This is a genomic window from Chitiniphilus eburneus, assembly GCF_005048205.1.
In the GTDB taxonomy this organism is placed as follows: domain Bacteria; phylum Pseudomonadota; class Gammaproteobacteria; order Burkholderiales; family Chitinibacteraceae; genus Chitiniphilus; species Chitiniphilus eburneus.
In genome coordinates this window covers 80,322-102,861 of the sequence record NZ_SUMF01000010.1, presented here as the reverse complement: position 1 = coordinate 102,861, position 22,540 = coordinate 80,322, and the positions used below count along the sequence as shown (strand labels likewise).

The 22,540-nt window shown below is 66.0% G+C and carries 20 protein-coding genes and 1 tRNA gene; 14 read left to right on the top strand and 7 right to left on the bottom strand.

Going from position 1 to position 22,540, the window contains the following annotated elements; all coding sequences use genetic code 11:
• Positions 1-188 precede the first annotated feature (188 nt).
• On the top strand, positions 189-1,229 hold the full coding sequence (locus tag FAZ21_RS10920; RefSeq protein ID WP_136773479.1) for a hypothetical protein: 1,041 nt from the start codon (positions 189-191) through the stop codon (positions 1,227-1,229).
• Positions 1,230-1,304: 75 nt separating this feature from the next.
• On the opposite strand, the gene prmB is transcribed toward FAZ21_RS10920, so the two are convergent.
• The gene (gene prmB / locus FAZ21_RS10915) at positions 1,305-2,213 is read right to left on the bottom strand and encodes a 50S ribosomal protein L3 N(5)-glutamine methyltransferase (RefSeq protein ID WP_136773478.1); all 909 of its coding nucleotides are present in this window, start codon (positions 2,211-2,213) and stop codon (positions 1,305-1,307) included.
• A 206-nt stretch (positions 2,214-2,419) separates the two neighbouring features.
• Here prmB and FAZ21_RS10910 point away from each other — a divergent pair, with 206 nt between their 5' ends.
• From FAZ21_RS10910 to FAZ21_RS10900, 3 genes are read left to right on the top strand one after another with little or no spacing between them, the layout of a single operon-like run.
• Positions 2,420-3,847, top strand: a complete 1,428-nt coding sequence (locus FAZ21_RS10910) for a DEAD/DEAH box helicase (RefSeq protein WP_136773477.1) — start codon at positions 2,420-2,422, stop codon at positions 3,845-3,847.
• A gap of 4 nt (positions 3,848-3,851) precedes the next feature.
• Positions 3,852-4,247 carry a hotdog family protein gene (locus FAZ21_RS10905; RefSeq protein WP_136773476.1) on the top strand — a complete coding sequence of 132 codons (396 nt, stop codon included), beginning with the start codon at positions 3,852-3,854 and terminating at the stop codon, positions 4,245-4,247.
• 52 nt (positions 4,248-4,299) lie between these two features.
• A complete protein-coding gene (locus tag FAZ21_RS10900) occupies positions 4,300-4,572 on the top strand; it encodes a YiiD C-terminal domain-containing protein (protein WP_308418436.1) in 273 nt (90 codons plus the stop codon).
• Positions 4,573-4,620: 48 nt separating this feature from the next.
• Here the strand turns inward: FAZ21_RS10900 and FAZ21_RS10895 are convergent, their stop codons facing one another.
• Positions 4,621-5,676, bottom strand: coding sequence for an NAD(P)-dependent alcohol dehydrogenase (locus FAZ21_RS10895; protein WP_136773474.1), 1,056 nt, complete (start codon positions 5,674-5,676; stop codon positions 4,621-4,623).
• Between the two features lie 708 nt (positions 5,677-6,384).
• Between FAZ21_RS10895 and FAZ21_RS10890 the strand changes: the two genes are divergently transcribed.
• Both FAZ21_RS10890 and FAZ21_RS10885 read left to right on the top strand, forming a co-directional pair.
• Positions 6,385-8,730, top strand: coding sequence for a glycosyl hydrolase family 18 protein (locus FAZ21_RS10890; protein WP_169307357.1), 2,346 nt, complete (start codon positions 6,385-6,387; stop codon positions 8,728-8,730).
• 158 nt (positions 8,731-8,888) lie between these two features.
• Complete coding sequence (locus tag FAZ21_RS10885) at positions 8,889-10,967, top strand: PhoX family protein (RefSeq protein WP_136773472.1); 2,079 nt, start codon at positions 8,889-8,891, stop codon at positions 10,965-10,967.
• 569 nt (positions 10,968-11,536) lie between these two features.
• Here the strand turns inward: FAZ21_RS10885 and FAZ21_RS10880 are convergent.
• Positions 11,537-11,746: a DUF1289 domain-containing protein gene (locus FAZ21_RS10880; protein WP_136773471.1), complete on the bottom strand. Its 210-nt coding sequence runs from the start codon at positions 11,744-11,746 to the stop codon at positions 11,537-11,539.
• Between the two features lie 362 nt (positions 11,747-12,108).
• Here FAZ21_RS10880 and FAZ21_RS10875 point away from each other — a divergent pair, with 362 nt between their 5' ends.
• Entirely contained in the window at positions 12,109-12,927 is an 819-nt protein-coding gene (locus FAZ21_RS10875; protein ID WP_136773470.1) for a UDP-2,3-diacylglucosamine diphosphatase, read from the top strand.
• Positions 12,924-13,970, top strand: coding sequence for a glycosyltransferase family 4 protein (locus tag FAZ21_RS10870; RefSeq protein ID WP_136773469.1), 1,047 nt, complete (start codon positions 12,924-12,926; stop codon positions 13,968-13,970). Before FAZ21_RS10875 ends, FAZ21_RS10870 begins: the two co-directional genes overlap by 4 nt.
• Positions 13,971-14,163: 193 nt before the next feature.
• On the opposite strand, the gene FAZ21_RS10865 is transcribed toward FAZ21_RS10870, so the two are convergent.
• On the bottom strand, positions 14,164-14,592 hold the full coding sequence (locus tag FAZ21_RS10865; protein WP_246038605.1) for a type II toxin-antitoxin system VapC family toxin: 429 nt from the start codon (positions 14,590-14,592) through the stop codon (positions 14,164-14,166).
• Positions 14,589-14,843 (bottom strand): type II toxin-antitoxin system Phd/YefM family antitoxin, encoded by a 255-nt coding sequence (locus FAZ21_RS10860; RefSeq protein ID WP_136773468.1) that lies wholly within the window; start codon positions 14,841-14,843, stop codon positions 14,589-14,591. Before FAZ21_RS10860 ends, FAZ21_RS10865 begins: the two co-directional genes overlap by 4 nt.
• 292 nt (positions 14,844-15,135) lie before the next feature.
• Here FAZ21_RS10860 and FAZ21_RS10855 point away from each other — a divergent pair, with 292 nt between their 5' ends.
• The gene (locus tag FAZ21_RS10855) at positions 15,136-15,987 is read left to right on the top strand and encodes a M90 family metallopeptidase (RefSeq protein ID WP_136773467.1); all 852 of its coding nucleotides are present in this window, start codon (positions 15,136-15,138) and stop codon (positions 15,985-15,987) included.
• Positions 15,984-16,727, top strand: coding sequence for a class I SAM-dependent methyltransferase (locus FAZ21_RS10850; RefSeq protein WP_136773466.1), 744 nt, complete (start codon positions 15,984-15,986; stop codon positions 16,725-16,727). Before FAZ21_RS10855 ends, FAZ21_RS10850 begins: the two co-directional genes overlap by 4 nt.
• Before the next feature lie 293 nt (positions 16,728-17,020).
• Here the strand turns inward: FAZ21_RS10850 and FAZ21_RS10845 are convergent.
• Positions 17,021-17,096, bottom strand: a tRNA-Asn gene (locus FAZ21_RS10845).
• Positions 17,097-17,181: 85 nt separating this feature from the next.
• Here FAZ21_RS10845 and FAZ21_RS10840 point away from each other — a divergent pair.
• The 4 genes from FAZ21_RS10840 (at position 17,182) to FAZ21_RS10825 (ending at position 21,375) form a co-directional block, all read left to right on the top strand.
• Positions 17,182-18,444 carry an AsmA family protein gene (locus tag FAZ21_RS10840; RefSeq protein WP_136773465.1) on the top strand — a complete coding sequence of 421 codons (1,263 nt, stop codon included), beginning with the start codon at positions 17,182-17,184 and terminating at the stop codon, positions 18,442-18,444.
• Positions 18,445-18,570: 126 nt separating this feature from the next.
• Positions 18,571-19,605, top strand: coding sequence for a CAF17-like 4Fe-4S cluster assembly/insertion protein YgfZ (gene ygfZ / locus FAZ21_RS10835; RefSeq protein WP_136773464.1), 1,035 nt, complete (start codon positions 18,571-18,573; stop codon positions 19,603-19,605).
• Between the two features lie 107 nt (positions 19,606-19,712).
• Entirely contained in the window at positions 19,713-20,498 is a 786-nt protein-coding gene (locus FAZ21_RS10830) for an enoyl-ACP reductase FabI (RefSeq protein ID WP_136773463.1), read from the top strand.
• Positions 20,499-20,601: 103 nt separating this feature from the next.
• Positions 20,602-21,375, top strand: a complete 774-nt coding sequence (locus FAZ21_RS10825) for a class II glutamine amidotransferase (RefSeq protein ID WP_136773462.1) — start codon at positions 20,602-20,604, stop codon at positions 21,373-21,375.
• Positions 21,376-21,390: 15 nt separating this feature from the next.
• Here the strand turns inward: FAZ21_RS10825 and FAZ21_RS10820 are convergent, their stop codons facing one another.
• The gene (locus FAZ21_RS10820; protein ID WP_136773461.1) at positions 21,391-22,503 is read right to left on the bottom strand and encodes a hypothetical protein; all 1,113 of its coding nucleotides are present in this window, start codon (positions 22,501-22,503) and stop codon (positions 21,391-21,393) included.
• Positions 22,504-22,540 lie beyond the last annotated feature (37 nt).

Here is a 22,540-nt window from a genome sequence, read left to right as displayed (position 1 = left end):
CGGGTGGCACGGCCCGCGCCGGCGGCTGGCCCCCCGTTTGGTTACGCCGCGCCCGAGGCCGGCTTTTGCGCAGCATCAAACACCCCACCCCGGCCGGATCTGACCATGACCTTGTCCTGAATCGCGCTTTCGTGCCGGTATCACAAATCCCCCAGATCGCATTCAAACCTGACTGAAGGAACTGCAAAATGAAACTCGACCCTCGCGTAAAACCCACCCTGATCGCACTGGCACTGGTGGGAGCGCTGGGCGTGGCCGCCTGCGGTGGCGGTGGCGGAGACGATTCGTCGAAGCCGACCCCCACGCCGACCACCGCGCCCACCCCAACCACCGCACCGACCCCGACGCCAACCACTGCGCCGACCCCGACGCCCACGCCCAATCCGGCACCGCGCAAGATGTGGATCGGCTACAGCGCCGAGCCCGGCAAGGGCACTCAGATGTATGACGTGCTGACCGGTGCCTGGACCAGCCAGGGCGCCGACAACTGCACCGACAAGCCGGTGACGATGGATGTCCGCCCTGGCGACAACGTGCTGCTGGGCATGAGCGCCGACCGCAAACTGATGCTGATCGACACCGTGACCGGCGCCTGCGACCAGATTCCGCTCGGCCCGCTGGAAACGGCCATGAACGGCCAGCCGGTGGTCGGTATGGCGGTGAATTCGTTCGGCGTATATGCGGTGCTGCTGGATGATGGCGCCCACGGCCGGATCGTGACCTTCAAGCTGGGCGACACGGCCCTGGCGTCCGACACCACGCTGTGGTCCGGGGTGACCGTGCCGCCGCTGGACCCCACGGCCACCGCCTACGGTATCGACTTCAAGATGCTGGACTACAACAGCACCGCCGATGTCGAGAACACCAAGCTGGTCATCGCCGCCCACACTGCCGGTCCCGAGATGTCGCACGTGCTGACCTACGACGACACCGGCGCTCTGACTGGCGGCATCGTGGGTACCATGCAGAGCGGCACGGCGATCAACCCGCATGCGGGCGACATCGTGGTCAACGCCCTGCCGGCCGGAGCGGGTGACCGCCTCTACGCCCGCACCGCCTGGACCGCCAGCACGCCGGGCACCATGGAAACCTTCAACTACGTGTCCAGCATGGTCAACTTCAAGCTCGATCCGTACTATTTCAACGGCGTAACCACCGGCGGCATCGATAAGTTTCTGCTGCTGCAAGGCAGCGAGAATCTCACCGCCGCGCTGGCCGCGCGTAGCTGAGTACCATCGCTGTAACGAAAAGGGCGCCTCGGGGCGCCCTTTTTGTTTGTGGCAAACCGGCGTGGCCAGGTGCGGCTACAGCCCCGCCTCCACCAGCATCTCGCGGGTGAGCAGGAACACGAAGCCGTCGCCGCCCGAGGTATCCAGCCATACGAACGGCAACTGCGGGTAGGCGGCTTCCAGCACGTCGCGGTTGTGGCCGATCTCCACCACCAGCACTCCCAGCGGATTCAGGAACTGGCTGGCCTGCGCCAGGATGCGCCGGGTGACGTCCAGGCCATCCTCGCCGCTGCCCAGCGCCAGTTCGGGCTCGTGCAGGTATTCCTGCGGCAGTTCCTCCACCGAGTGGGCATCCACATAGGGCGGGTTGGAGACGATCAGGTCGTAGGTCTCGCCGGCCAGCGGATCGAACAGATCGCCATCGATCAAGTCGATGCGTTCGCCCAGGTTGTAGTCGGCCACATTGATCTCGGCCACGTCGAGCGCATCGCTGCTGAGGTCCACCGCGTCGATCTCGGCGTCGGGGAAGGCATCGGCCAGCAGGATGGCGAGACAACCGGAGCCGGTGCACAGGTCCAGCGCGCGATGCACCAGCTCCGGCTCTTCGATCCACGGTTGCAGTGCCTCGTCGCGCAGCAGTTCGGCGATGAACGAGCGCGGTACGATCACCCGCTCGTCCACGTAGAAGCGGTAGTCGCCGAGGAAGGCCTCGCCGGTGATGTAGGCCACCGGCACGCGCTGCTCGGCCCTGCGCTGGATGGCGCCGACCACGCTATCGAGTTCGGGCGGCAGCAATACGGCGTCCAGGTACGGTTCGAGCTGGTCCAGCGGCAGGTGCAGCGTGGCCAGCACCAGGTAGGCGGCCTCGTCGAAGGCATTGTCGGTGCCGTGGCCGAAGGCAAGGTCGGCGGCATTGAAGCGGGATACGGCAAAGCGCAGGCAATCGCGCACGGTGGTCAGGCGGGTGCGGGCAAGATCGTACATGGTGGGGCCTCCGGTCGTGCGCGGCCCGGGTTGTCCGGCCGCAGTCACCCTGGGTGGGTGTAAAAATACGCGCAGTTTAGCCCAAGGCGTGCCGCCCGGTATGCAGCGCGCCCGCGTTGGTGTTACATTTCCTGCTTTTCTTCAAATACTTGGCGATTTCTTACGACGTTTGCGCCGTGAGCATCGTGGATAAGGGTCAATCAGGCATGACGTTTGCAACGCTGGGGCTGGCGCCCGAGGTACTCAAGGCGGTAGCGGAAGAGGGGTACGAGCATCCCACCCCCATCCAGGCACAGGCGATTCCGCATGTGCTCTCCGGGCGGGATCTGCTGGGTGCGGCGCAGACCGGCACCGGCAAGACGGCGGCGTTCGTGCTGCCCATCCTCACTCGCCTGGCGCCCCACGCCAATACCAGTGTTTCCCCCGCCCGCCATCCGCTGCGCGCGCTGATCCTCACCCCCACCCGCGAACTGGCCGACCAGGTATTCGAAAGCGCCAGGTCCTACGGCAAGCATCTGCCGCTGCGCAGCCACGTGGTGTTCGGCGGCGTGGACATCAACGGCCAGATTCCGCAATTGCGCGGCGGCGTCGAGGTGCTGGTGGCCACACCCGGCCGCCTGCTCGACCACGTGCAGCAGAAGACGGTGAATCTCTCGCAGGTGGAAATCCTGGTGCTGGACGAAGCCGACCGCATGCTGGACATGGGCTTCATCCTGGATATCAAGAAGATCATTTCGCTGCTGACCAACCGCAAGCAGACGCTGTTGTTCTCCGCTACCTTCTCGCCGGAGATCAAGAAGCTGTCCGGCGAATTCCTGAAAGACCCGGCGCTGGTGGAAGTGGCCCGGCAGAACGCCACCAACGATAACGTCGAGCAGATTCTGCATCCGTGCGAAACGTTCCGTAAGCGTGCGCTGCTGGCGCACCTGATCCGCACGCACGACATGGGCCAGGTGATCGTGTTCAACCGTACCAAGCAGGGTGCCGACCAGGTGGCGCGCGACCTGAAGCGCGACGGTTTCGACTGCGAGGCCATCCACGGCGACCGCGACCAGCGCTCGCGCCTGGAAGTGATGGCCCGTTTCAAGGAAGGCCAGTTGAAGATTCTGGTCGCCACCGATGTGGCGGCGCGTGGGCTGGACATCAGCGAACTGCCGTTCGTAGTGAACTTCGAGCTGCCCAACAGCGCCGAGGACTACGTGCACCGCATCGGCCGCACCGGCCGCGCCGGCGCCAAGGGCGTTGCGATCTCGCTGGTCGATCCGGGCGAGGACAAGGCGCTGGCCGGCATCCAGAAGCTGATCAAGAAAGAACTGCCGCTGACGCCGGTGCCGGGCTATTCGCCGGGCACCACCCGCGCGCCGGAGCCGCGCCGCGAAGAGGCGCCGCGCCGTAGCGGCGAACGCAACGGCGAACGTCGCTCGGGCGAACGCACCGAGCGTAACGAACGGGGCGGCGATACCTATCGCGGCCGCGAGCGCCCCGCCGCCCGCGCCACCCACGCCGCGCTGGAGCCGAATATCCCCAGCCTGCCGCCGTTGCGCGACAAGCCGCTGTCGCAGATTCCGGCACTGTTCCTGCCCCCGCGCGCGCCGCTCCAGGCCGCCCCCGCCGCCGAGCAGCCGCAGGAATAATCCGTTGTCCCCGGCAACACCCGAATTCGCCCCGCACTGGCAAGCCCGCCTGCGGGGCGGTTTTCCATTGCTGGACGCGATGCAGGTCGCCGTGGTGGGCAACGCGGCCCGGTGGGCGCTGCACGCGCCCTTCGCGCCCAATCGCAACGATCACGGCACGGCCTTCGGCGGGGCGATCTCCATGCTAGGGCGTGTCGTCACCTGTTTCGCGGCAGCGTTCGGTGCAGTCCGGGATGCCGCGCCAGGAGCTGGACGCGCGGCGGTATGGATACCGCAAGCGGCCTGCGACACCGCGCGGCGCCCGAAATGCGCCGAACCCGCAGGGCTGGGCCGAAAAAACACCATCCACTGCGTTGCGCTCCTTGCCAATAACCGGTTATTGGCTGCGTCGCGCGCCTGATGGCTGGTGTTTTTTCGACCCAGCGCTGCCGCGAAACATGTGACGACACGCCCTGGCCACCATCGCCGGCTGGATGGCGGTATTGCTGGCGGCCGGCGACGGCTGCGATGCGGTGATCCAGTCCGGCGAGACCGAGTTCCTGTTGCCGATCCACGACGATTTCCAGGCGCACGTGCTGCCGCCGCCACCGGACGAGCTGGCACGGCTGCAACGCGCGCTGGCGCGCGGCCGGCCCGGGCGGCTGGTGCTGCAAGTGGAGGTGCGGGATGGAGAGGATCGGCTGGCGGCGCGCTTCACCGGCCGGTACGTGGCGCAGCGCGATTGAAAACCCGCCAGTGGCCGATCGATCGACCGGCCACGGCGGGGGTGTCCATCAGGCGTTCAGCGATGCCATGTCGATCACGAAGCGGTACTTCACGTCGCTCTTGAGCATCCGTTCGTATGCCGCGTTGATCTCCTGCATCTTGATGATCTCGATATCCGAGGTGATGCCGTGCTGGCCGCAGAAATCCAGCATTTCCTGGGTTTCGGCGATCCCGCCGATCAAGGAGCCGGCGACGGACTTGCGCCCCATGATCAGCGGGACGGAGTTGACGAAGGGGTCCAGCGGGCCGAGGTAGCCCACCAGCACCAGCGTGCCGCTGATCGAGAGCGTGGGCAGGTAGGGATTCAGGTCATGGACATACGGTACGGTGTCGATGATCAGATCGAACTGCCCGGCCACGCTTTCCATCTGTACCGCGTCGGTGGACAGCACCACGTGATGCGCGCCCAGGCGGATGGCATCCGCTTCCTTGCCCGGCGAGCGGGTGAACAGCGTCACTTCGGCGCCCAGTGCATTGGCCAGTTTCAGCGCCATGTGCCCCAGCCCACCCAGGCCGACCACCGCCACCTTGCTGCCCTTGCCCGCCTTCCAGTGGCGCAGTGGCGACCAGGTGGTGATGCCGGCGCACAGCAGCGGCGCCGCGCCCGCCGGGTCCAGGCCGTCGGGCAGCTTCAGCACGAACTGTTCGGAGACGACGATCCGTTCGGAATAGCCGCCATAGGTGGGCCGGTGGTCGTGGCGGTCCCGCGCGTTGTAGGTCAGCGTGGGGAACTGGGCACAGTACTGCTCCAGGCCCTGCCGGCATGGATCGCATTGGCGGCATGAATCCACCATGCAGCCCACGCCGACGTGATCGCCGGCCTTGAAGCGGCTGACCTGGGCGCCAACGCTGGCCACGCGCCCGATGACCTCGTGGCCCGGTACCACCGGGTAGACGGAATCGCCCCAGTCGTTGCGGGCGGTATGCAGGTCGGAATGGCATACGCCGCAGTAGAGGATCTCGATCACCACATCGTCGGCGCGCGCATCGCGGCGCTCGAAGCGGAATGGCGCCAGGGCATCCTTGGCGGATTGGGCGGCATAGCCCCGTACATTCATGGTCATCGTCTGGCCTCGCATTGAGAAAAGTAGTGAACCCAATGTAGGTGGCAATTCGGCGGAGGTGGTCGCTATTTGGACGGTGCGGGCGGCAAACCCGGTGAATGCGCCGTTGCGTGGCCGGCGGTGCGCTCGGGGCCGGCGCGCGATACCGCAACCGGTGCAAAAAAAACGGGGGCCGAGGCCCCCGCAGGATGAAACCGCCGTCGCGCGGAAGGGAGAAGATCCCGCCGACCGCGATATGCGCCGGGCACGTTACGCACAACGCGCCCATCGACAGGCCGCGCCGGCGATCTCGCCACCGCCGGCACGGGTGCGATGCGTCAGTCTCTCCGCACATTCGGGCCCGGCTTTCCCGGGCCTCGACACGCCTGTCGCATCGCCCGCACAGCTTCCGATGCGCCGCGCGCCAAGACAATCGGCCCCGCACCGTCATTTCATGAATGGCGCCATAAAACTCTTTAAATACAAACCCCTAACCGCATCGTTCCCTGCCCGCTGTTTCACGAACAACGTCACCGCCGCGCCGGGGCAAATGCCGAATGGCGCCCACGGGCCGCCCGGCGTCGGTACACCGCAACCGTCAGGGTTTTTGACTGTGCTGTTCGGTGCGCCACTTCATTACAATGCCCCGATAAATCGGCATCGCACGATGCCCTTTGCCATGCCTTCGGGCGGCGGCGAAGCACACATAAAAGGGTCGGGATGGAGCGCATGGGATATCGGCGATGGCTGGCCATCGCGACTTTGGGCTGGCTGCTCGCCGGGCCGGCATTGGCAACGGCGCCGGTGGTGGCCGGCTATTTCGCCTCCTGGGCCACTTATCATCGGCCCGCGCCGTTCGAGCGCATCGCCTTCGGCCGGCTCACCCACCTGATCTATGCCCACGCGGCCCCCACCGCCGACGGCGGCGTGGTGGCCGCCGATTTCGTGGCCGACCTGAATCACGCCTATCCCGCCGAGAACGGTTTGCCGGCGGCGCGCGGCAACTACGCGCGGCTGCGCCAGGTGCGCGCTCAGTATCCGGGCCTGCACACGCTGATCTCGATCGGCGGCTGGGATCGCTCGAAGGATTTCCCCACCATCGCCGCCGATCCGGTGCTGCGCTTGCGCTTTGCCGAGCAGGTGCTGGCCTTCATGGCGCAGCATGGTTTCGACGGTGCGGTGATCGACTGGCGCTACCCGGTGGTCGGCGGCGCGCCGGACCTGCACGCGGGGCCGGAGGACGCCGCCCATCTGCTGGCGCTGCTGCAAACGCTGCGCGCCGCCTTCGACGCGCAACGGCCCGCGCGGCACTACACGCTGGCCTTCACGCTGGGCGGCAAGCAGGAGCAATCGCAGGCGCTGGACCTGCCGGCGCTGGCCGCGCTGGCCGATTTCGCCGTGGTGCTGGCCTACGACTACACCGGTACCTGGCACCGCACCACCGGGCACAATGCGCCGCTGCGCGGGCCGGATGGCGGCGTGGCGACCATCATCGCCGCGCTGGCGGCGCGGGGCGTGCCGGGCGACAGGCTGGTGCTGGGCATCGACAACCAGGGCAATGCGTGGACCGGCGTACCGCCGGCGAATCACGGGCTGGGCCAGCCTTCCAGCGGCGCGCTGCTCGGCAGTTGGGACGACGAGAACAGCGGCGCCACCGGCCTGCTCGATCACGATGAGGTGCAGACGCTGGCGCTCGATCCAGCCTACGCACGGCACTGGGACGATACGGCACGGGCCGACAGCCTGTATCACGCGGGCAAGCGCCTGTTCGTCACCTACGAAAGCCCGCGCGCGCTACGGGAAAAGCTGGCGCTGGCCGATGGCCACGGTTATCGCGGCGTGGCGCTGTGGGAGCTTTCCGGCGAGGTGGCCGGCGAGGCCAGCCTGCTGCGGCAGCTCCACCAGCACTACTACCCGGTGGCCGGGCGCTGGCAGAGCCTGCTCGACGCCTGGCGCGTGCGGCCCGCCTGGGCCGATCCGCTGGCCGGCGCGGTGGGTGCGCTGCTGCTGGCACTGTTGGTCACACTGGGCTGGCGCCACTGGCGCGAACATCGGCGACAGGCACTGGTGGTCCGGCGGCAAGCGGGGCAGGTCTGGTTGCTGCTGCCGCTGCTGCGCACCTTGCGCGATGCCGCCCTGGTGGAACAGGTGGACCCGCTGCGCTCGCCCGGCTGGGTGGCGTTGCGCGAGCAGAGCGCCCGCCTGGAAGCCCATCTGGCCGTCGTCGCCCCGTTGCTGCCCCGCGCGCCCGGCCCGGTGATCGATGTAACGCCGCAGTGCGATCCCCTCCCCGGGCAGGTCGCCTGTCCGGCCGACGAGCCGCCCTCGCCCGCCCCGGCCGTGACCGAAGCGCCCACGCTGGCCGGCCGGCTGGCCGAGCTGAATACGCTGCTGGCGGCGCTGGGCGAGCACAAGAGCGCGGAGCGCATGCTGGAGGTGATGATGCAGTTTCTCGCCGGACGGTCGGAAGTGGCCGGTGTGGCGCTGATGCAGGACGGCGCGCCGGTGCGACAGGCCGGCGACGCGCCGTGCGACGCCGAGGGCGTGCTGGCCCCGGGCGTGCACTTCAGCGATGACCGTCGCCGTGCCTGGCTGAATGCCGACGATGGTTCCGACTACCAGTTGACGCTGGCCTTCCATGCGCCGGCCGATGCCGAGGACGAAGCGCTGCTCTGTCATCTGGCGCAGCAGATCACCCTGGTGCGCCAGCACCTGACCGAACTGACCCGCCAGCCGCATGTGCTATCCGAGTTGTACGAGATCGCGTCGCGTCGCGACAAGCTGCTGTTCATCCGCGCCGACAAGGGCTACAGCGGCATCCACACCGCCGATGGCGGCATGCCGCTGTATGTGACGCTGCGCCTGCGCGCGATCCGGCTGTATTTCACCGAGGAGGTGCTGTTGCAGGTGCATCGCTCCTATCTGGTGAACCCGCGCCGCGTGGTACGCGCCAACCATGTCGGCAAAGGCCAGTACGAGTTGCTGGTGGGGCGCACCGCCGTACCGGTGCGCCGCCAGTACCTTGCGCGCCTGCGCGAGCTGTACCCGCAGTGGTTCGCGGCCGGCGGCAATTAGTCCGATGCTTGGCCCGATGCATGAAAATGCAATCTGTTCGTCATCTGCGCGCCACGCTGGCGTAAACCGTGCTCCCGATAATCGCTCCGCCCAAACAGACGGCCCGGCACCGCCCCCCGCGTTGCCCGGGCCGCGTCATGTCAACCCAGGAGCGAACCATGAGTGCATTCGACCACGACGATATCCCGTCGAACCTGTCCAGCAACGAACACTTCGACGACGTGGTGCAGCGCGTCGTGTCCCGCCGCAATATGCTCAAGGGTGGCCTCGGCCTGTCCGCGGCGATGTTCCTCGGCGGATCGCTTGCCGCCTGTAACAGCGACAGTGGCAGCAGCGCCACGCCGACCCCCACACCCACGCCGGGTGTCACTCCGACGCCCATGCCGACCACGCCCAAGCTGGGTTTCACCGCCGTCCCCGCCGGATCGGGCAACAGCATCGTGGTGCCGCAGGGTTATCGCTACCAGGTGATCGCGCCCTGGGGCAGCCCGCTGTTCGGCAATTCGCCGGCCTGGAAGGGCGATAGCTCCGAAACCGGCGCCGACCAGGCGCTGCAAGTGGGCGACAACCACGACGGCATGCATTTCTTCCCGCTGACCGGCGCCGACGGCAAGGAACTGAGCGACGAAGGCCTGCTGGTGATGAACCACGAGTACTGCAACTACGAGTACTTCTACAAGCCCGAGGCCGGTCAGACCTATCCCAATGCCTGGACGCTGGACAAGGTGCGCAAGGCACAGCACGCGCACGGCGTATCGGTGATCCATGTGAAGCGGGTCAGCGGTGAATGGCAGGTGCAGGTGGGTTCCGCCCACAACCGCCGCATCCACGGCAATACGCCGATGCTGCTGACCGGCCCCGCCGCCGGCCACGCCCTGCTCCAGACCAGCGCCGACCCCACCGGCACCGTCGCGCTGGGCACCCTGAACAACTGCGGCAACGGCTGGACGCTGTGGGGCACTTACCTCACCTGCGAAGAAAACTTCAACAGCTACTTCGGTACCACCAGCGCCACCGATACCCGCAGCGCGCTGATGAAGCGCTATGGCCTGTCGGCCAAAGGCACCAGCTATCGCTGGGAGGAACTGGACAAGCGCTTCGACTACGCGCAGGAAGCCAACGAATCGAACCGCTTCGGCTGGATCGTCGAGATCGATCCGTGGGATGTCAGCTCCACGCCGAAGAAGCGCACCGCGCTGGGCCGCGTCAAGCACGAGAACTGCGCGATGACGCTGTCCGCCGACCGCCATGTGGTGGTCTACATGGGCGATGACCAGGCCAACGATTACGTCTACAAGTTTGTCAGCGCCGGCCAGTACGACGCCGCCAATCCGCAGGCCAACCGCAACCTGCTCGACAGCGGCAAGCTGTACGTGGCGCGCTTCGATGCCGGCGCCGTCGCCGGCGACATGATGGGCGTGGGCCAGTGGCTCCTGCTGGACAAGACCGCCAATGCCACGCTGGCCGCCGACGCCAGCTTCGCCGACCAGGCCGAGGTGCTGATCAAGACCCGCCTCGCCGCCGACGCGGTGGGCGCCACCAAGATGGACCGCCCGGAATGGGTGACCGTGCACCCCACCACTGGCGAGGTCTACCTGACGCTGACCAACAACAGCAGCCGCACCGTGACCGACGATGCCAACCCGCGCGTCAGCAACGCCTTCGGCCAGATCATCCGCTGGCGCGAAACCGGCGGCGATGCCGCCGCGCTGGCCTTCGAGTGGGATTTGTTCGTGCTGGCCGGCAACCCGGTCGCCTACCCGGATCGCACCGACCTGCGCTCCGGCTCGGCCAACGTCACCGCCGACAACACCTTCAACAGCCCGGATGGCCTGGCGTTCGCACCCAATGGCCTGCTGTGGATCGAAACCGACGGCAGCAACAGCAACACCGGCATCAACCAGGGCCAGGGCAACAACCAGATGCTGGTGGCCGATCCGGTGAGCAAGGAAATCCGCCGCTTCCTGGTGGGCCCGGATGGCTGCGAGATCACCGGCATCACTTTCACGCCGGACGTGAAGACGGTGTTCATTAACGTGCAGCACCCTGGCGAAGTCAGCGGCCCGAACGCACCGGTGCCCCCGGCCGGCCAGACGGTCAACGATGTGCTGCTGGCCAACCCCACCGCCTTCAGCAAGTGGCCCGAAGCCGCGCCCGGCATCACCGGCCCGATGGGCCGCCCGCGCTCGGCCACGGTGGTGATCTGGAAGGAGGATGGCGGGGTGCTGGGGGTGTAAGCCCCGGTGCCGCTGTTCGTCCAGCCGCAATGAAAAAGCCGGGCTGCGCGCCCGGCTTTTTCCATTGGGTTGCTAGGGTGAATCGACCTTCAAACATGGGATGCGTTGGTCCGTGGGCCGGATGGCTGCGCGAAGCGCGGCGCCGCAGAAAGCCTTCCTCTCTGCAAGCCGTGCGACAAAGCAGACACCGGCCCACGGACCAACCCGCAGGGAAGGACGAAGGCCGGGCGCATGGCTGCGTTGTGCCTTGCCCTGCATCCGGCCTTCCTCCTTCGCACCCACGTTTGAAGGTCGATTCACCCTAGGGCGTGTCGTCACCTGTTTCACGACAGCGTTCGGTGCAGTTCGGGATGCCGCGCGAGGCGCTGGACGCGCGGCGGTATGGATACCGCAAGCGGTCTGCGACACCGCGCGGCGCCCGAAATGCGCCGAACCTGCGGGGCTGGGCCGAAAAAACACCCTCCACTGCGTTGCACTCCTTGCCAATAACCGGTTATTGGCTGCGTCGTGCGCCTGGTGGCTGGCGCTTTTTCGGCCCAGCGCTGCCGCGAAACAGGTGACGACACGCGCTATTTGCTTTCTTCCCACGGTGGCCGCAGGCCGCGCGCCACCCAGTGGGCTTCCAGCCGTTGCCACACGGCCTCTTTTTCTTCGTCGGTGAGAAACACCCAGTTGGCCACTTCGAAGAAAGTGCGGCCGCAGCCCATGCAGATTTCGTCGCCCAGGGCGGTGGAGCAGATGGCGACGCAAGGGGAATCGGGGCGGTTGGGATGGGGCATCTGGGCAGCGACCGATGACAAAAACGGCCAGCCACTATCGCGCCCCGCTCGCCTCACTGTCAACGCGGGTTTGGACGTGGCGAGCCGCCGCGCGCGGCGGCGGCTCGTTCGCTTGCGGGATCACGCGGGCATGCCCCGCTCCGGGCCGCCCTTCCCGGCACCGGCCTGGCCGGCATCGCGGGCCGCACGCTGGGCAGCGATAAGGCGCTTCACAAGAAATCGATTTTAAATCAATCACCTGAACTCGAACCCGGTGCGCCGTGGCGCGTTGCCGCACGCTTCATCCGCATGTCACACAAACGTCGCGCGAGCGTCATATTGCAACGGCATGATGCCGGGCATGAATCGTCGAGTACCCCATCATGTCCGATACGCCGCTTAGGTTCCGCAGTATCTGGATTTCCGACATCCACCTGGGTACCGCGGGGTGCCAGGCGGGTTACCTGCTCGATTTCCTCAAGCACGTCGAGGCCGATCACCTGTATCTGGTGGGCGACATCATCGACGGCTGGGCGCTGAAGCGCTCGTGGTTCTGGAACCAGAGCCACAACGATGTGATCCAGAAGGTGCTGCGCAAGGCGCGCAAGGGCACGCAGGTGACCTACATCCCCGGCAATCACGACGAGGGCGCGCGCCAGTTCCTGGGGCTGATGTTCGGCGATATCCGCATTGCCGACGAGGTGATCCACACCACGGCCGATGGCCGCCGCTTTCTGGTGCTGCACGGCGACAAGTTCGACGGCGTGGTGCAGTGCGCCCGCTGGCTGGCCATCGTCGGTGACCGGCTCTATGGCATCACGCTGCGGCTCAATCACTGGTTCAACCGCGCCCGCGCCCGTCTGGGTCTGGGCTACTGGTCGTTGTCGCAATACCTGAAGCACAAGGTGAAGACGGCGGTGAACTTCGTCAGCGATTTCGAAGAGGCCGTCGCCGCCGAGGCGCGCGAGCGCGGGCTGGACGGTGTGATCTGCGGCCATATCCACAAGGCGGAGATGCGCGAGATCGGCGGCATCGTCTACTGCAACGACGGCGACTGGGTGGAAAGCCTGACCGCGCTGGTGGAGCTGGCCAGCGGCGAGCTGAAGATCGTCACCTGGCAGAAGTACTACGCCGAGCAGGCCGCGCAGATCGCCGAGCTGGTGTCCCCTTCCCCCGATCTGCATGGAGTCACTCCCGCATGAATATCCTGATCGTCACCGACGCCTGGGAACCGCAAGTGAACGGCGTGGTGCGCACGCTGAAACAGACCCGGCACGAACTGACGCAACTGGGCCATCGCGTCGAGCTGGTCACGCCGCAGGATTTCCGCACCTTTCCCTGCCCCACCTATCCGGAAATCCGCCTGTCCTGGCGGCCCGGCGCCAAGGTGGCGCAACGGATCGAAACCTTTGCGCCCGACGCGATCCACATTGCCACCGAAGGCCCGCTGGGCATGGCCGCGCGGCGCTACTGCATCCGCAAGCGGATTCCGTTCACCACCGCCTATCACTCGCGCTTTCCCGAATACGTGAAGCTGCGCTTCGGGATTCCGCTGGGCTGGACCTATGCCTGGCTGGCGCGCTTTCACAATGCCGCCGTCGCCACCATGGCGCCGACCCAGGTGGTGGTGGACGATCTGTGCGCGCGCGGTTTCACCAAGGTGGTGACCTGGACGCGCGGCGTGGATCTGACGCTGTTCAAGCCCGGTACGCGCGAGCGCCTGAGCACGCGCCGGCCGATCTTCGTCTACGTGGGGCGCGTGGCGGTGGAAAAGAACGTGGAAGCCTTTCTGGAACTGGATCTGCCCGGCTCCAAGTGGGTATGCGGCGACGGCCCCGCCGCCGCCACGCTGCGCGGCAAGTATCCCGACGTGAACTGGCTGGGCGTGCTCGATCAGCGCGAACTGGCCGAGGTCTATAACGCCGCCGATGTGTTCGTCTTCCCGTCGCGCACCGATACCTTCGGCCTGGTACTGCTGGAAGCGATGGCCTGCGGCTGCCCGGTGGCGGCGTATCCGGTCACCGGCCCCATCGACGTGATCGGCACCGATGGCCCCGGGGCGCTGAACGACGACCTGCAACGCGCCTGCCTGGATGCGCTGAACATCGACCGCGTCGCCGTGCGCCAGTATGCCGAACGCTTCTCCTGGACCGCCGCCAGCAAGCAATTCCTGGGGCATCTGCACCCGTTCACCCCAGCGGCGCAGGCGGAATTGCGGCTGGCTGAGCAGGGGCAGCCGGGGTAAAGAACAACGTCTGTAGACACAGAGCGCACGGAGAACACGGAGTTCGTCGCCAACATGCCATGCTTAGGGCGAATCGACATTCAAACGTGGGTGCGAAGGAAGAAGGCCGGATGCAGGGCAAGGCGTGCCGAGCGAAGGAAGCGCTGCACCGTTGGAGGACCGCCCTCCGGAGCAGTCTTGAACCCGCAGGAGGTCATGGCAATGGCTCCCACGGATTGACGATGGTCACTCCCGTGGGCTTGAAATCGGCCACATTGCGCGTGACCACCTCCATGCCGTGTACCAGTGCAGTCGCTGCAATGAGCGCGTCGCGCTCACCGCGCTTGTCAGGTACATGCAGCCGAGCACAGCGCTGCGCCACAGCGGTATCGATAGGCAACGTGCGCCCGGAGAACTCGGGTAGTACGTGCTGCTCCAGCCACGCGCGCAGCATGGCCCCCTGGGCAGCGTCCTTGCGTTCAATCGACAGAACGCCGAGCTCCAACTCCATGATGGTGATGGCCGATACAAAGAGGTCGGCGGCATCGACGCTTTCCGTCCATGCCGTCACATTCCCATCGGCCTTGCCAAGCCGTACCTTGCGCAGCTCGGACAGCACGTTGGTATCGAGCACATACATCATGAGAGATCAGCCGGCCGGGCTCCAATGGTCACGCTCGGCGGCTCAAACTCGATGTCCGCAACACCCGGCATCGCCAGCGCGTCAGCAATGTTGCGCCGCTGCTTCGTCAACCGTTGATAGTCCTCAAAGCTCAACAGCACGTGCGCAGGCTTGCCGCGATCCGTGATGAACACGGGGCCGCTCTTGGTCGCCTTCTTTGCTCGGGTCACGTCCTGGTTCAGCTCCCGACTGGATAGCGTTGTGATGGTCACAGCACACCTCCCGCACCAATGAATGTAGGTACGATACTACATTTATACTCCATGCGCCAACCACACCCAATCAGGCGTTTAGCAGGTTGGTGAGAAACACCCCTTACCTGCCAGAGCGCAGACTCATGGCGTAACCCTTGCCGCGTGCAGTGCGACCATCCATGGCGTAGCCAGTGGCCTTGCGCGCGATGTGCACCTGCCTTCCGCCCCCCTTCTTGAATAAGCTTTCTTTGCGCCCATATCCTCGGAACAACAAGATGATGGCCCGCCCGGGCTGTCCCGGAGGATGGCCATGTTCGGATTCCTGCGCGCGCGTCGGCGCGATAAGCACCTTGCCGCGAATCCCATTCCCGATGCGCTGTGGCGCGAGGCCGAGCGGTTGCCGTTGTTCATCGGTCTGAACGACGATGAGCGCAAGCGCCTGCGCGAGCAGGCTGCGTGGTTTCTGCATGAAAAGACCATCACGCCGCTGCAAGGGCTGGAAATCGACGATCAGGCCAAGGTGATCCTGGCCGCGCAGGCGGCATTGCCGATCCTGAACCTGGGCTTCGACGCCTACGACGACTGGCATGAGGTGGTGTTGTATCCGGCCCAGTTCGTCAGCCGTGATCGCTATACCGATCCGATCGGCGTGGTGCACGAGGGCGAGCAGATCCTGGCCGGGCAGGCGCGGCCGGAAGGGCCGATCCTGCTGTCGTGGCTGGATGTGTCGGAATCGGCCTGGCTGGACGGCTGGAATGTGGTGATCCACGAACTGGCGCACAAGCTGGACATGCGCGATTCCGCCGGCCACGCCAATGGCCGCCCACCGTTGCACAAGGGCATGGACGCCTCCGCCTGGAAACGGGCATTCTCCGATGCCTTCGATCATCTGAACCGCCTGGCGAACAGTGGCCAGTACAGCCCCATCGATCTGTATGCCGCCGAAACGCCGGCCGAGTGCTTCGCCGTGCTGTCCGAGTATTTTTTCGAAACGCCGCACGCCGTTGCCGATCACTATCCCGCCGTGTACGAGCAATTGAAACAGTTCTATAAGCAGGACCCGTTGGCGCGGTTGCCGCGCGTGCGCTATCGCCCCGCCTACGAGCCGGTGGATTTCGGCCCGGTGTGGCCGACTCCCGCCCCGCTGGGCTTCGACGCGTGACCGGCTTGCTGCCCGCGCGTGACGGTGACGCGGCGCTGGCCGGGCGCTTTGGCCTGCCGCTGCTGCAAGCAATACCCGCCGCAGGCCACTATCTGACGGTGGAGGATGGCGCGCTGGCGCTGGCCGAGGTGGGCGAACGCGGTCGCGTGGTGGTGGATTTCGTCGGTGGCGCGCAAGGGCATCGTCGCAAGTTTGGCGGTGGGCGCGGCCAGCCGGTGGCGCGCGCGGTGGGGCTGAAGCCCGACTACCAGCCTTCCGTACTCGACGCGACGGCGGGGCTGGCCCGCGATGGCTTCGTGCTGGCCAGCCTGGGTTGCGCGCTGACGCTGCTGGAGCGCTCGCCGGTGGCCTGTGCGCTGGTGGCCGATGGCCTCGCCCGCGCACTGGCCGCGCCCGAGACCGCCGCCATCGCCGCGCGCATGCAATTGGTCCATGCCGATGCCCTGCACTGGTTGCAGCAGACGGCGGAACACTGGGACGTGGTCTACCTGGACCCGATGTTCCCGGAGCCGGGCAAGCGTGCCAAGTCGAAGAAGGACATGGCGGCATTCCAGACGCTGATCGGCGGCGACGCGGATGCCGACGCGCTGCTCGCCCCGGCCCGCCGCCTGGCGACGCGGCGCGTGGTGGTCAAGCGTCCGCGTCACGCGCCATGGCTGGCGGGCGAAAAGCCCGCTTTCGCCTATGAAGGCGACAGCACGCGGTTCGATGTCTATCTGCCCGTGGCCGTCAGCGCGTAAACCGCATCCATTGCCCACATCGCCCTTCCCCCGTTTTATTGCCGGTTGAACACGCACGTCCGTACCGCAATCGGCGGTATCGGAGGTATTCATGAACTGGATCGCGCTTTGGGTGGGGTTGCTGCTGCTGTTGGTGGCGTCGCCGCTGTGGTGAGCGGGGAGGTCGCCGCGCGCTGAGGTGGCCGTCAACGCCACCCGCCGCAGCCAGGCGGGCTTGTCAGTTTGCGGACTCGCCCCTACGCTACCGGCAAAAGAAAAGCCGCCATCTTGCGATGGCGGCTTTCTCTGATGCTTGGCTCCCCGACCTGGGCTCGAACCAGGGACACACGGATTAACAGTCCGTTGCTCTACCGACTGAGCTATCGGGGAAGCGATGAGGTGCGTATAATAGTTGCCCCTCAGGATCGTGTCAACACGATCCCTGAAGAAAAAACGATAAATTGCGGAGGAACGCATGGGTAAGTTGAAGATCGTCCTGTTTTTATTACTGATTTTGATTTTGCTGGCGCTGGCGCTGCCGTTTCTGGTGCCGGTCAATCTCTTTGCACAACCGGTGCTCGATCTGGGCAAACGCATCACTCATGGTCAATTCGATGTGCAGAATGTGCGCATCGAGTACTACCCGGCGCCGGCACTGGTGCTGGAGAACGTGACGCTGGCCAAGGAAGGCGCCAGCATCGAGCGGCTGCATGTGCCCGCCACCTTCAAGAACGTCATGGCCTGGGGCGAGTCGCTGCAAGGCCTGCGCATCGAGGGGGGCCGTTTCAGCCCGGAGTTCGCCAGCCATCTGCAAGAACGCCTCAAGCCGGAACCCGGCACCCCGCGCCTGGCCGGGCTGGTGCTGGAACGATGCAGTCTGGTGCGCGGCAAGGAGGAAATCGGGCCGGTCAACGGTGAGCTGCGTTTCGGTTCGGCCGGCGAACTCACCGAGCTCTTCATCACCGATAGCAGTGGCCAACTGGAATTGCAGGTGCAGCCGAGCGCGCCCGGTCAGTTCGCGGTGCAACTCAGCGCCACCGGCTGGACCCTGCCACTGGGCTATCCCGCCAAGTTCGATTTCCTGCGCCTGAAGGGTACGGCCAGCGAGCAGGGCATCGACATCGCCGAGCTTCGTGGCGATCTGTACGGCGGCGTGGTCACCGGCAGCGCCAAGCTGGCGTGGCAGCAAGGCTGGCAACTGAGCGGCGACGTGCGCGGCAGCGGCATCCAGGCCGAGCCGTTCACCAAGGTGTTCAATAACAATACCTACGCCACCGGACGCCTGGAATCGGAGGCGCGCTTCGTGTTCCAGGGCACCGATTACCACGATCTGTTCGATCATCCGGGGGTGGATGCCACGGTGCTGGTACGCGATGGCCTGCTGCACAATTTCGATCTGGTGACGCCGTTGAAATCGTCCACGCCGGTGACCTACTCGCGGGGCGGGCAGACCCGTTTCGACGCGGCATCGGCCAAGGTGGCGATCCGCGACAAGCTGGTGCAGTTCTCCGGGGTGAAGATCGACGGCGGCAAGTTCTCCGCCACCGGCTATCTCACGGTCCGCGAGGGCGCCAAGCTGGATGGCGCCGTGCAGGCGCGCCTGTCCAGCGGGCCGATTTCGGTGAGCAATCAGATTCGCGTGGCCGGCCAGCTCTCCACGCCGGAGTTCCGCACCGGCGCGGCCTATCGCCCGCGCCAGGAGGAAACCACCCCGACGCCCACGCCTGCCGAGCAATAAGCCCTCCGATCGCCCACGGCAACGCCGTTGCCTGGGCAATCGAGCATGCCCCGCTCACGCGGGGCATTGCATTTTTGGCCATTCAACGTCATCTATATCGCTCTGCGATTTTCCCCGGAGCCCAGCATGCCCCTGACCACCACCCTGACCGATGCCGGCGCGCGTTTCGACGATGCCGGCCGCGTGCTCGATTTCGGCGACGCGCCGGCCGAACTGGCCGCCCTGCAACAAGGCGCCGTGGTATCGCCGCTGACCCAGTTCGGCGTGATCCGCTTTGCCGGTGAGGACAGCACGCTCTTTCTGAATGGCCAGCTTTCCAGCGACGTGCGCGCGCTGGCGGTGACCCAGGCGCAGTATTCGAGCTATTCCACGCCCAAGGGGCGGATGCTCGCCAGCTTTCTGGTGCTGCGCGACGGCGACGATTACCTGCTGCAACTGGCTGCGGAGTTGTTGCCCGCCATCCAGAAGCGCCTGTCCATGTATGTGCTGCGCAGCAAGACGCGCGCCAGCGACGCCAGCGGCGAATGGCTGCGGCTGGGCGTGGCGGGGCCCGAGGCGCCGAGGTTGATCGAGCGCGTGGTGGGCAGCGTGCCCGCCGACGATCTGGCGGTACTGGTGGGCGAAGCGCTGAAGGTGATCCGCCTGCCGGATGCGCGCTTCGAAATCCTGGCCACGCCCGCCGCGGCCGGTGCGCTGTGGCAGAAGCTGGTGGACGCCGGTGCCCGCCCGGTCGGGGAGCCGGTGTGGCGCCTGACGGACATCCGCGCCGGCATCGCCTGGGTGACCAGCGCCACCCAGGAGGATTTCGTGCCGCAAATGGCCAATATGGAGCTGATCGGCGCGGTGAGCTTTACCAAGGGTTGCTACCCGGGCCAGGAAATCGTCGCGCGCACCCAGTACCTGGGCAAGCTCAAGCGGCGCGCGCTGCGGGTGGAGGCGGCGGTTGCGCCGAGCGCCGGCCAGGAGGTCTACAGCCCGGAAATGAATGGTCAGGCCTCGGGCAAGGTCGTGCAGGCCGCCCCCGCTCCCGGTGGCGGTTACGAGGCGCTGGTGGTGGCGCAGACCAGTTCGCTCGAGCATGGCCTGCACCTGGAAAGCCCCGACGGGCCGGCGCTGACGCTGCTGCCCTTGCCCTATTCGCTGGACGCCGCGACGACGTGATCGATGCGGGCTGCGCCCCACATGAAATGAAAATCCCGGCAATAGGCCGGGATTTTGTCGCGCGGTTCGTTATAATCGCGCGATTGTTCGATCAGCAAGGATGAAACATGGGCTTTCTAGCCGGCAAGAAGATCCTGATTTGTGGACTGTTGTCCGACCGCTCCATCGCCTATGGCATCGCCACGGCCTGTCGGCGCGAGGGCGCGGAGCTGGCCTTCACCTATGTGAACGAGGATACGAAGGATCGCGTCGCCAAGCTGGCCGCCGACTTCGACTCCACCCTGGTCCTGCCCTGCGATGTATCCAGCGATGCGCAAATCGATGCGCTGTTCGTATCGCTCAAGCAGCATTGGGACAGCCTGGATGGTCTGGTGCATTCGGTGGCGTTCGCGCCGCGCGAAGCGCTCAAGGGCGATTACCTGGATACCGTGACGCGTGAGGCATTCCATATCGCGCACGATATCAGTTCCTACAGCTTTGCCGCGCTGGCCAAGGCCGCGCGCCCGATGCTGAACGATGGCGCGGCGCTGGTCACGTTGTCTTACCTGGGCGCGGAACGCGCGATCCCGAACTACAACGTGATGGGCCTGGCCAAGGCCAGCCTGGAGGCCAATGTGCGTTACATGGCCGCCGCGCTGGGTCCGGACAAGGGTATCCGGGTGTTCGGCGTTTCCGCCGGCCCGATCAAGACGCTGGCCGCCGCCGGTATCGCCAACTTCGGCAAGTTGCTGAAGGCCGCCGCCGATGCCACGCCGCTCAAGCGCAACGTGAGCCAGGAGGAAGTCGGCAACGTGGCCGCGTTCCTGCTGTCGCCGCTGTCGTCCGGCATGACCGGCAACGTGGTGCACGTGGATGCAGGCTACAACATCGGCGCGGGGGCGCTGGAAGGCTGATTCTTCTGTCTCCCGACGAAACGCCCGGTCGCCACCGGGCGTTTTTGTTGTAAGGTGTCAACACGATGCATTCGCATCATCACCCCACTGGAGGCCTTCCGCGATGTGCCAGTTGCTGGGCATGAACTGCAATGTTCCCACCGACATCGTGTTCTCGTTCGAGGGCTTTCGCCGTCGCGGTGGCGAGACGGATGAGCATGCGGACGGCTGGGGCATCGCGTTCTTCGAGGACGGCGGCTGCCGGGTATTCCTCGATTACCTGCCTTCGAGCATTTCGCCGGTGGCGGACCTGGTGAAGAACTACCCGATCCAGAGCCGCAATGTCATCGCGCATATCCGCAAGGCCACGCAGGGGGCGGTATCGCTGGCCAATACCCATCCGTTCCAGCGTGAGCTGTGGGGACGCTACTGGCTGTTCGCCCACAACGGCAACCTGGCGGAGCGGCCTTCGCTGGACGATGGCCGCTTTACGCCGGTGGGCAGCACCGACAGCGAGCATGCGTTCTGCGCTCTGCTCAATCAGTTGAGCCGGCATTTCGGCGAGCCGCCTTCGCTGGCGGACCTGCATGGCGCGGTGGCAGATTACGCGGGCACGCTTTCCCGCTCCGGTACGTTCAACTTCCTGCTTTCGGACGGCCGCGCGCTGTTCGCGCATTGCAGCACCGACCTGTTCTACGTGGTGCGCGAATCGCCGTTCTCCACCGCGCATCTTTCCGATGCCGACGTCAGCATCGATTTCGCCCGCGTAACCACGCCGCGCGACCGGGTGGCGGTGATCGCGACGCGCCCGCTGACCGACAACGAGGACTGGACGCGGATGCGCAGCGGGGAGCTGCTGTGCTTTGTCGATGGGATGCCGCGCCCCAGCCCTATCTGACCGCCGCGCCAACGATCACTCTTCGGTGTCGTAGGTATGCAGACCCAGCAGGCGATACAGGGTGTCGTCGATGTATTCGCCGGCTTCGTCGAGCTGCCGCAACTGGAAGGCCAGTTTGTCGGGCTGCGTCACGCCGGCGACGAAGCGGTCGCGTACCCGCTTCATGGTGCCGACCTGGGTGGACAGGTACGCCTGGCGGGCTTCGATTTCCTTTTTTTCGCGGCGATGCGCGCCGATCGACATCGATAGCCAGATCACTAGGAAGCCCGCCGGAATCCACCATTCGGCGAACAGCGCGAGGAAGGTCAGCCCGCTGAGCATCAGGTACCACAACTGATCCGCCTGTTCGAAGCCGGGCAGCAGCACCGACAGGGTCGGCCAGCGACGACGCAGTAACTTGGCCAGCCGCGCGCGATCGGTAGAATCGCGCTTCTTGCGCGCGACGGCAGCATCCAGCGCCAGCGTGGCATACCACTGGGTGACGACCCTGGAATGCAGCCAGTCGGTTTGCAGATAGGTCTGGGCGCGGGTTTCGAAGTCGTTGCGGAAGGCGTCGCTGGTCAGGGGCGGCACGGCCTCGTTGAAGGGGTCCTTCAACGCGTGCTGCACCAGCAACGGGTAGCCGGCGATATCCATCAGGGCGCGGCGGCGGCCGTCCAGCAAGCCTTCGGGCAGTTGCAGTTCGGGATGATCGAGCTTGATGTAGTGCTGTACCAGTGCTTCCAGCCGGGTGAAATCGGGTCGGGTGGCGGGGTGCTCGGTCATCCATTCGCGCAGTTGCGCCACCTCGCCGCGTATCGCTTCGGCCAGGGGCTCCATCTCCGGTACCCAGGGCAGGCGCAGCAACGCCTCCACCTTGTACAGGCTTTCCTCGAAATGGCGGTAGTACGCTTCGCGGTAGCGCTTGGTTTCTTCGATGTCGCGCTGGGTATCGCCGGATACCAGCGGCGGCGTCGGCGGTGCGCGCTTGAGATCGACGATGGCGCGATTGGCCAGCGTTTCCTGTTCGTCCCCCAGGCCCGCGGCGGCGAACATCGGTTCCAGCTCCCGCTTTTTCGCCCGCCATTCCTCCAGCGCGCGCCATAGCGTCCAGTCGCTCTTGACGCCAGCCTTGCCCTTCCCGGTCATGTTTCTCCCCCACTGCGTGCCGGGTTTTCCTCAAGCA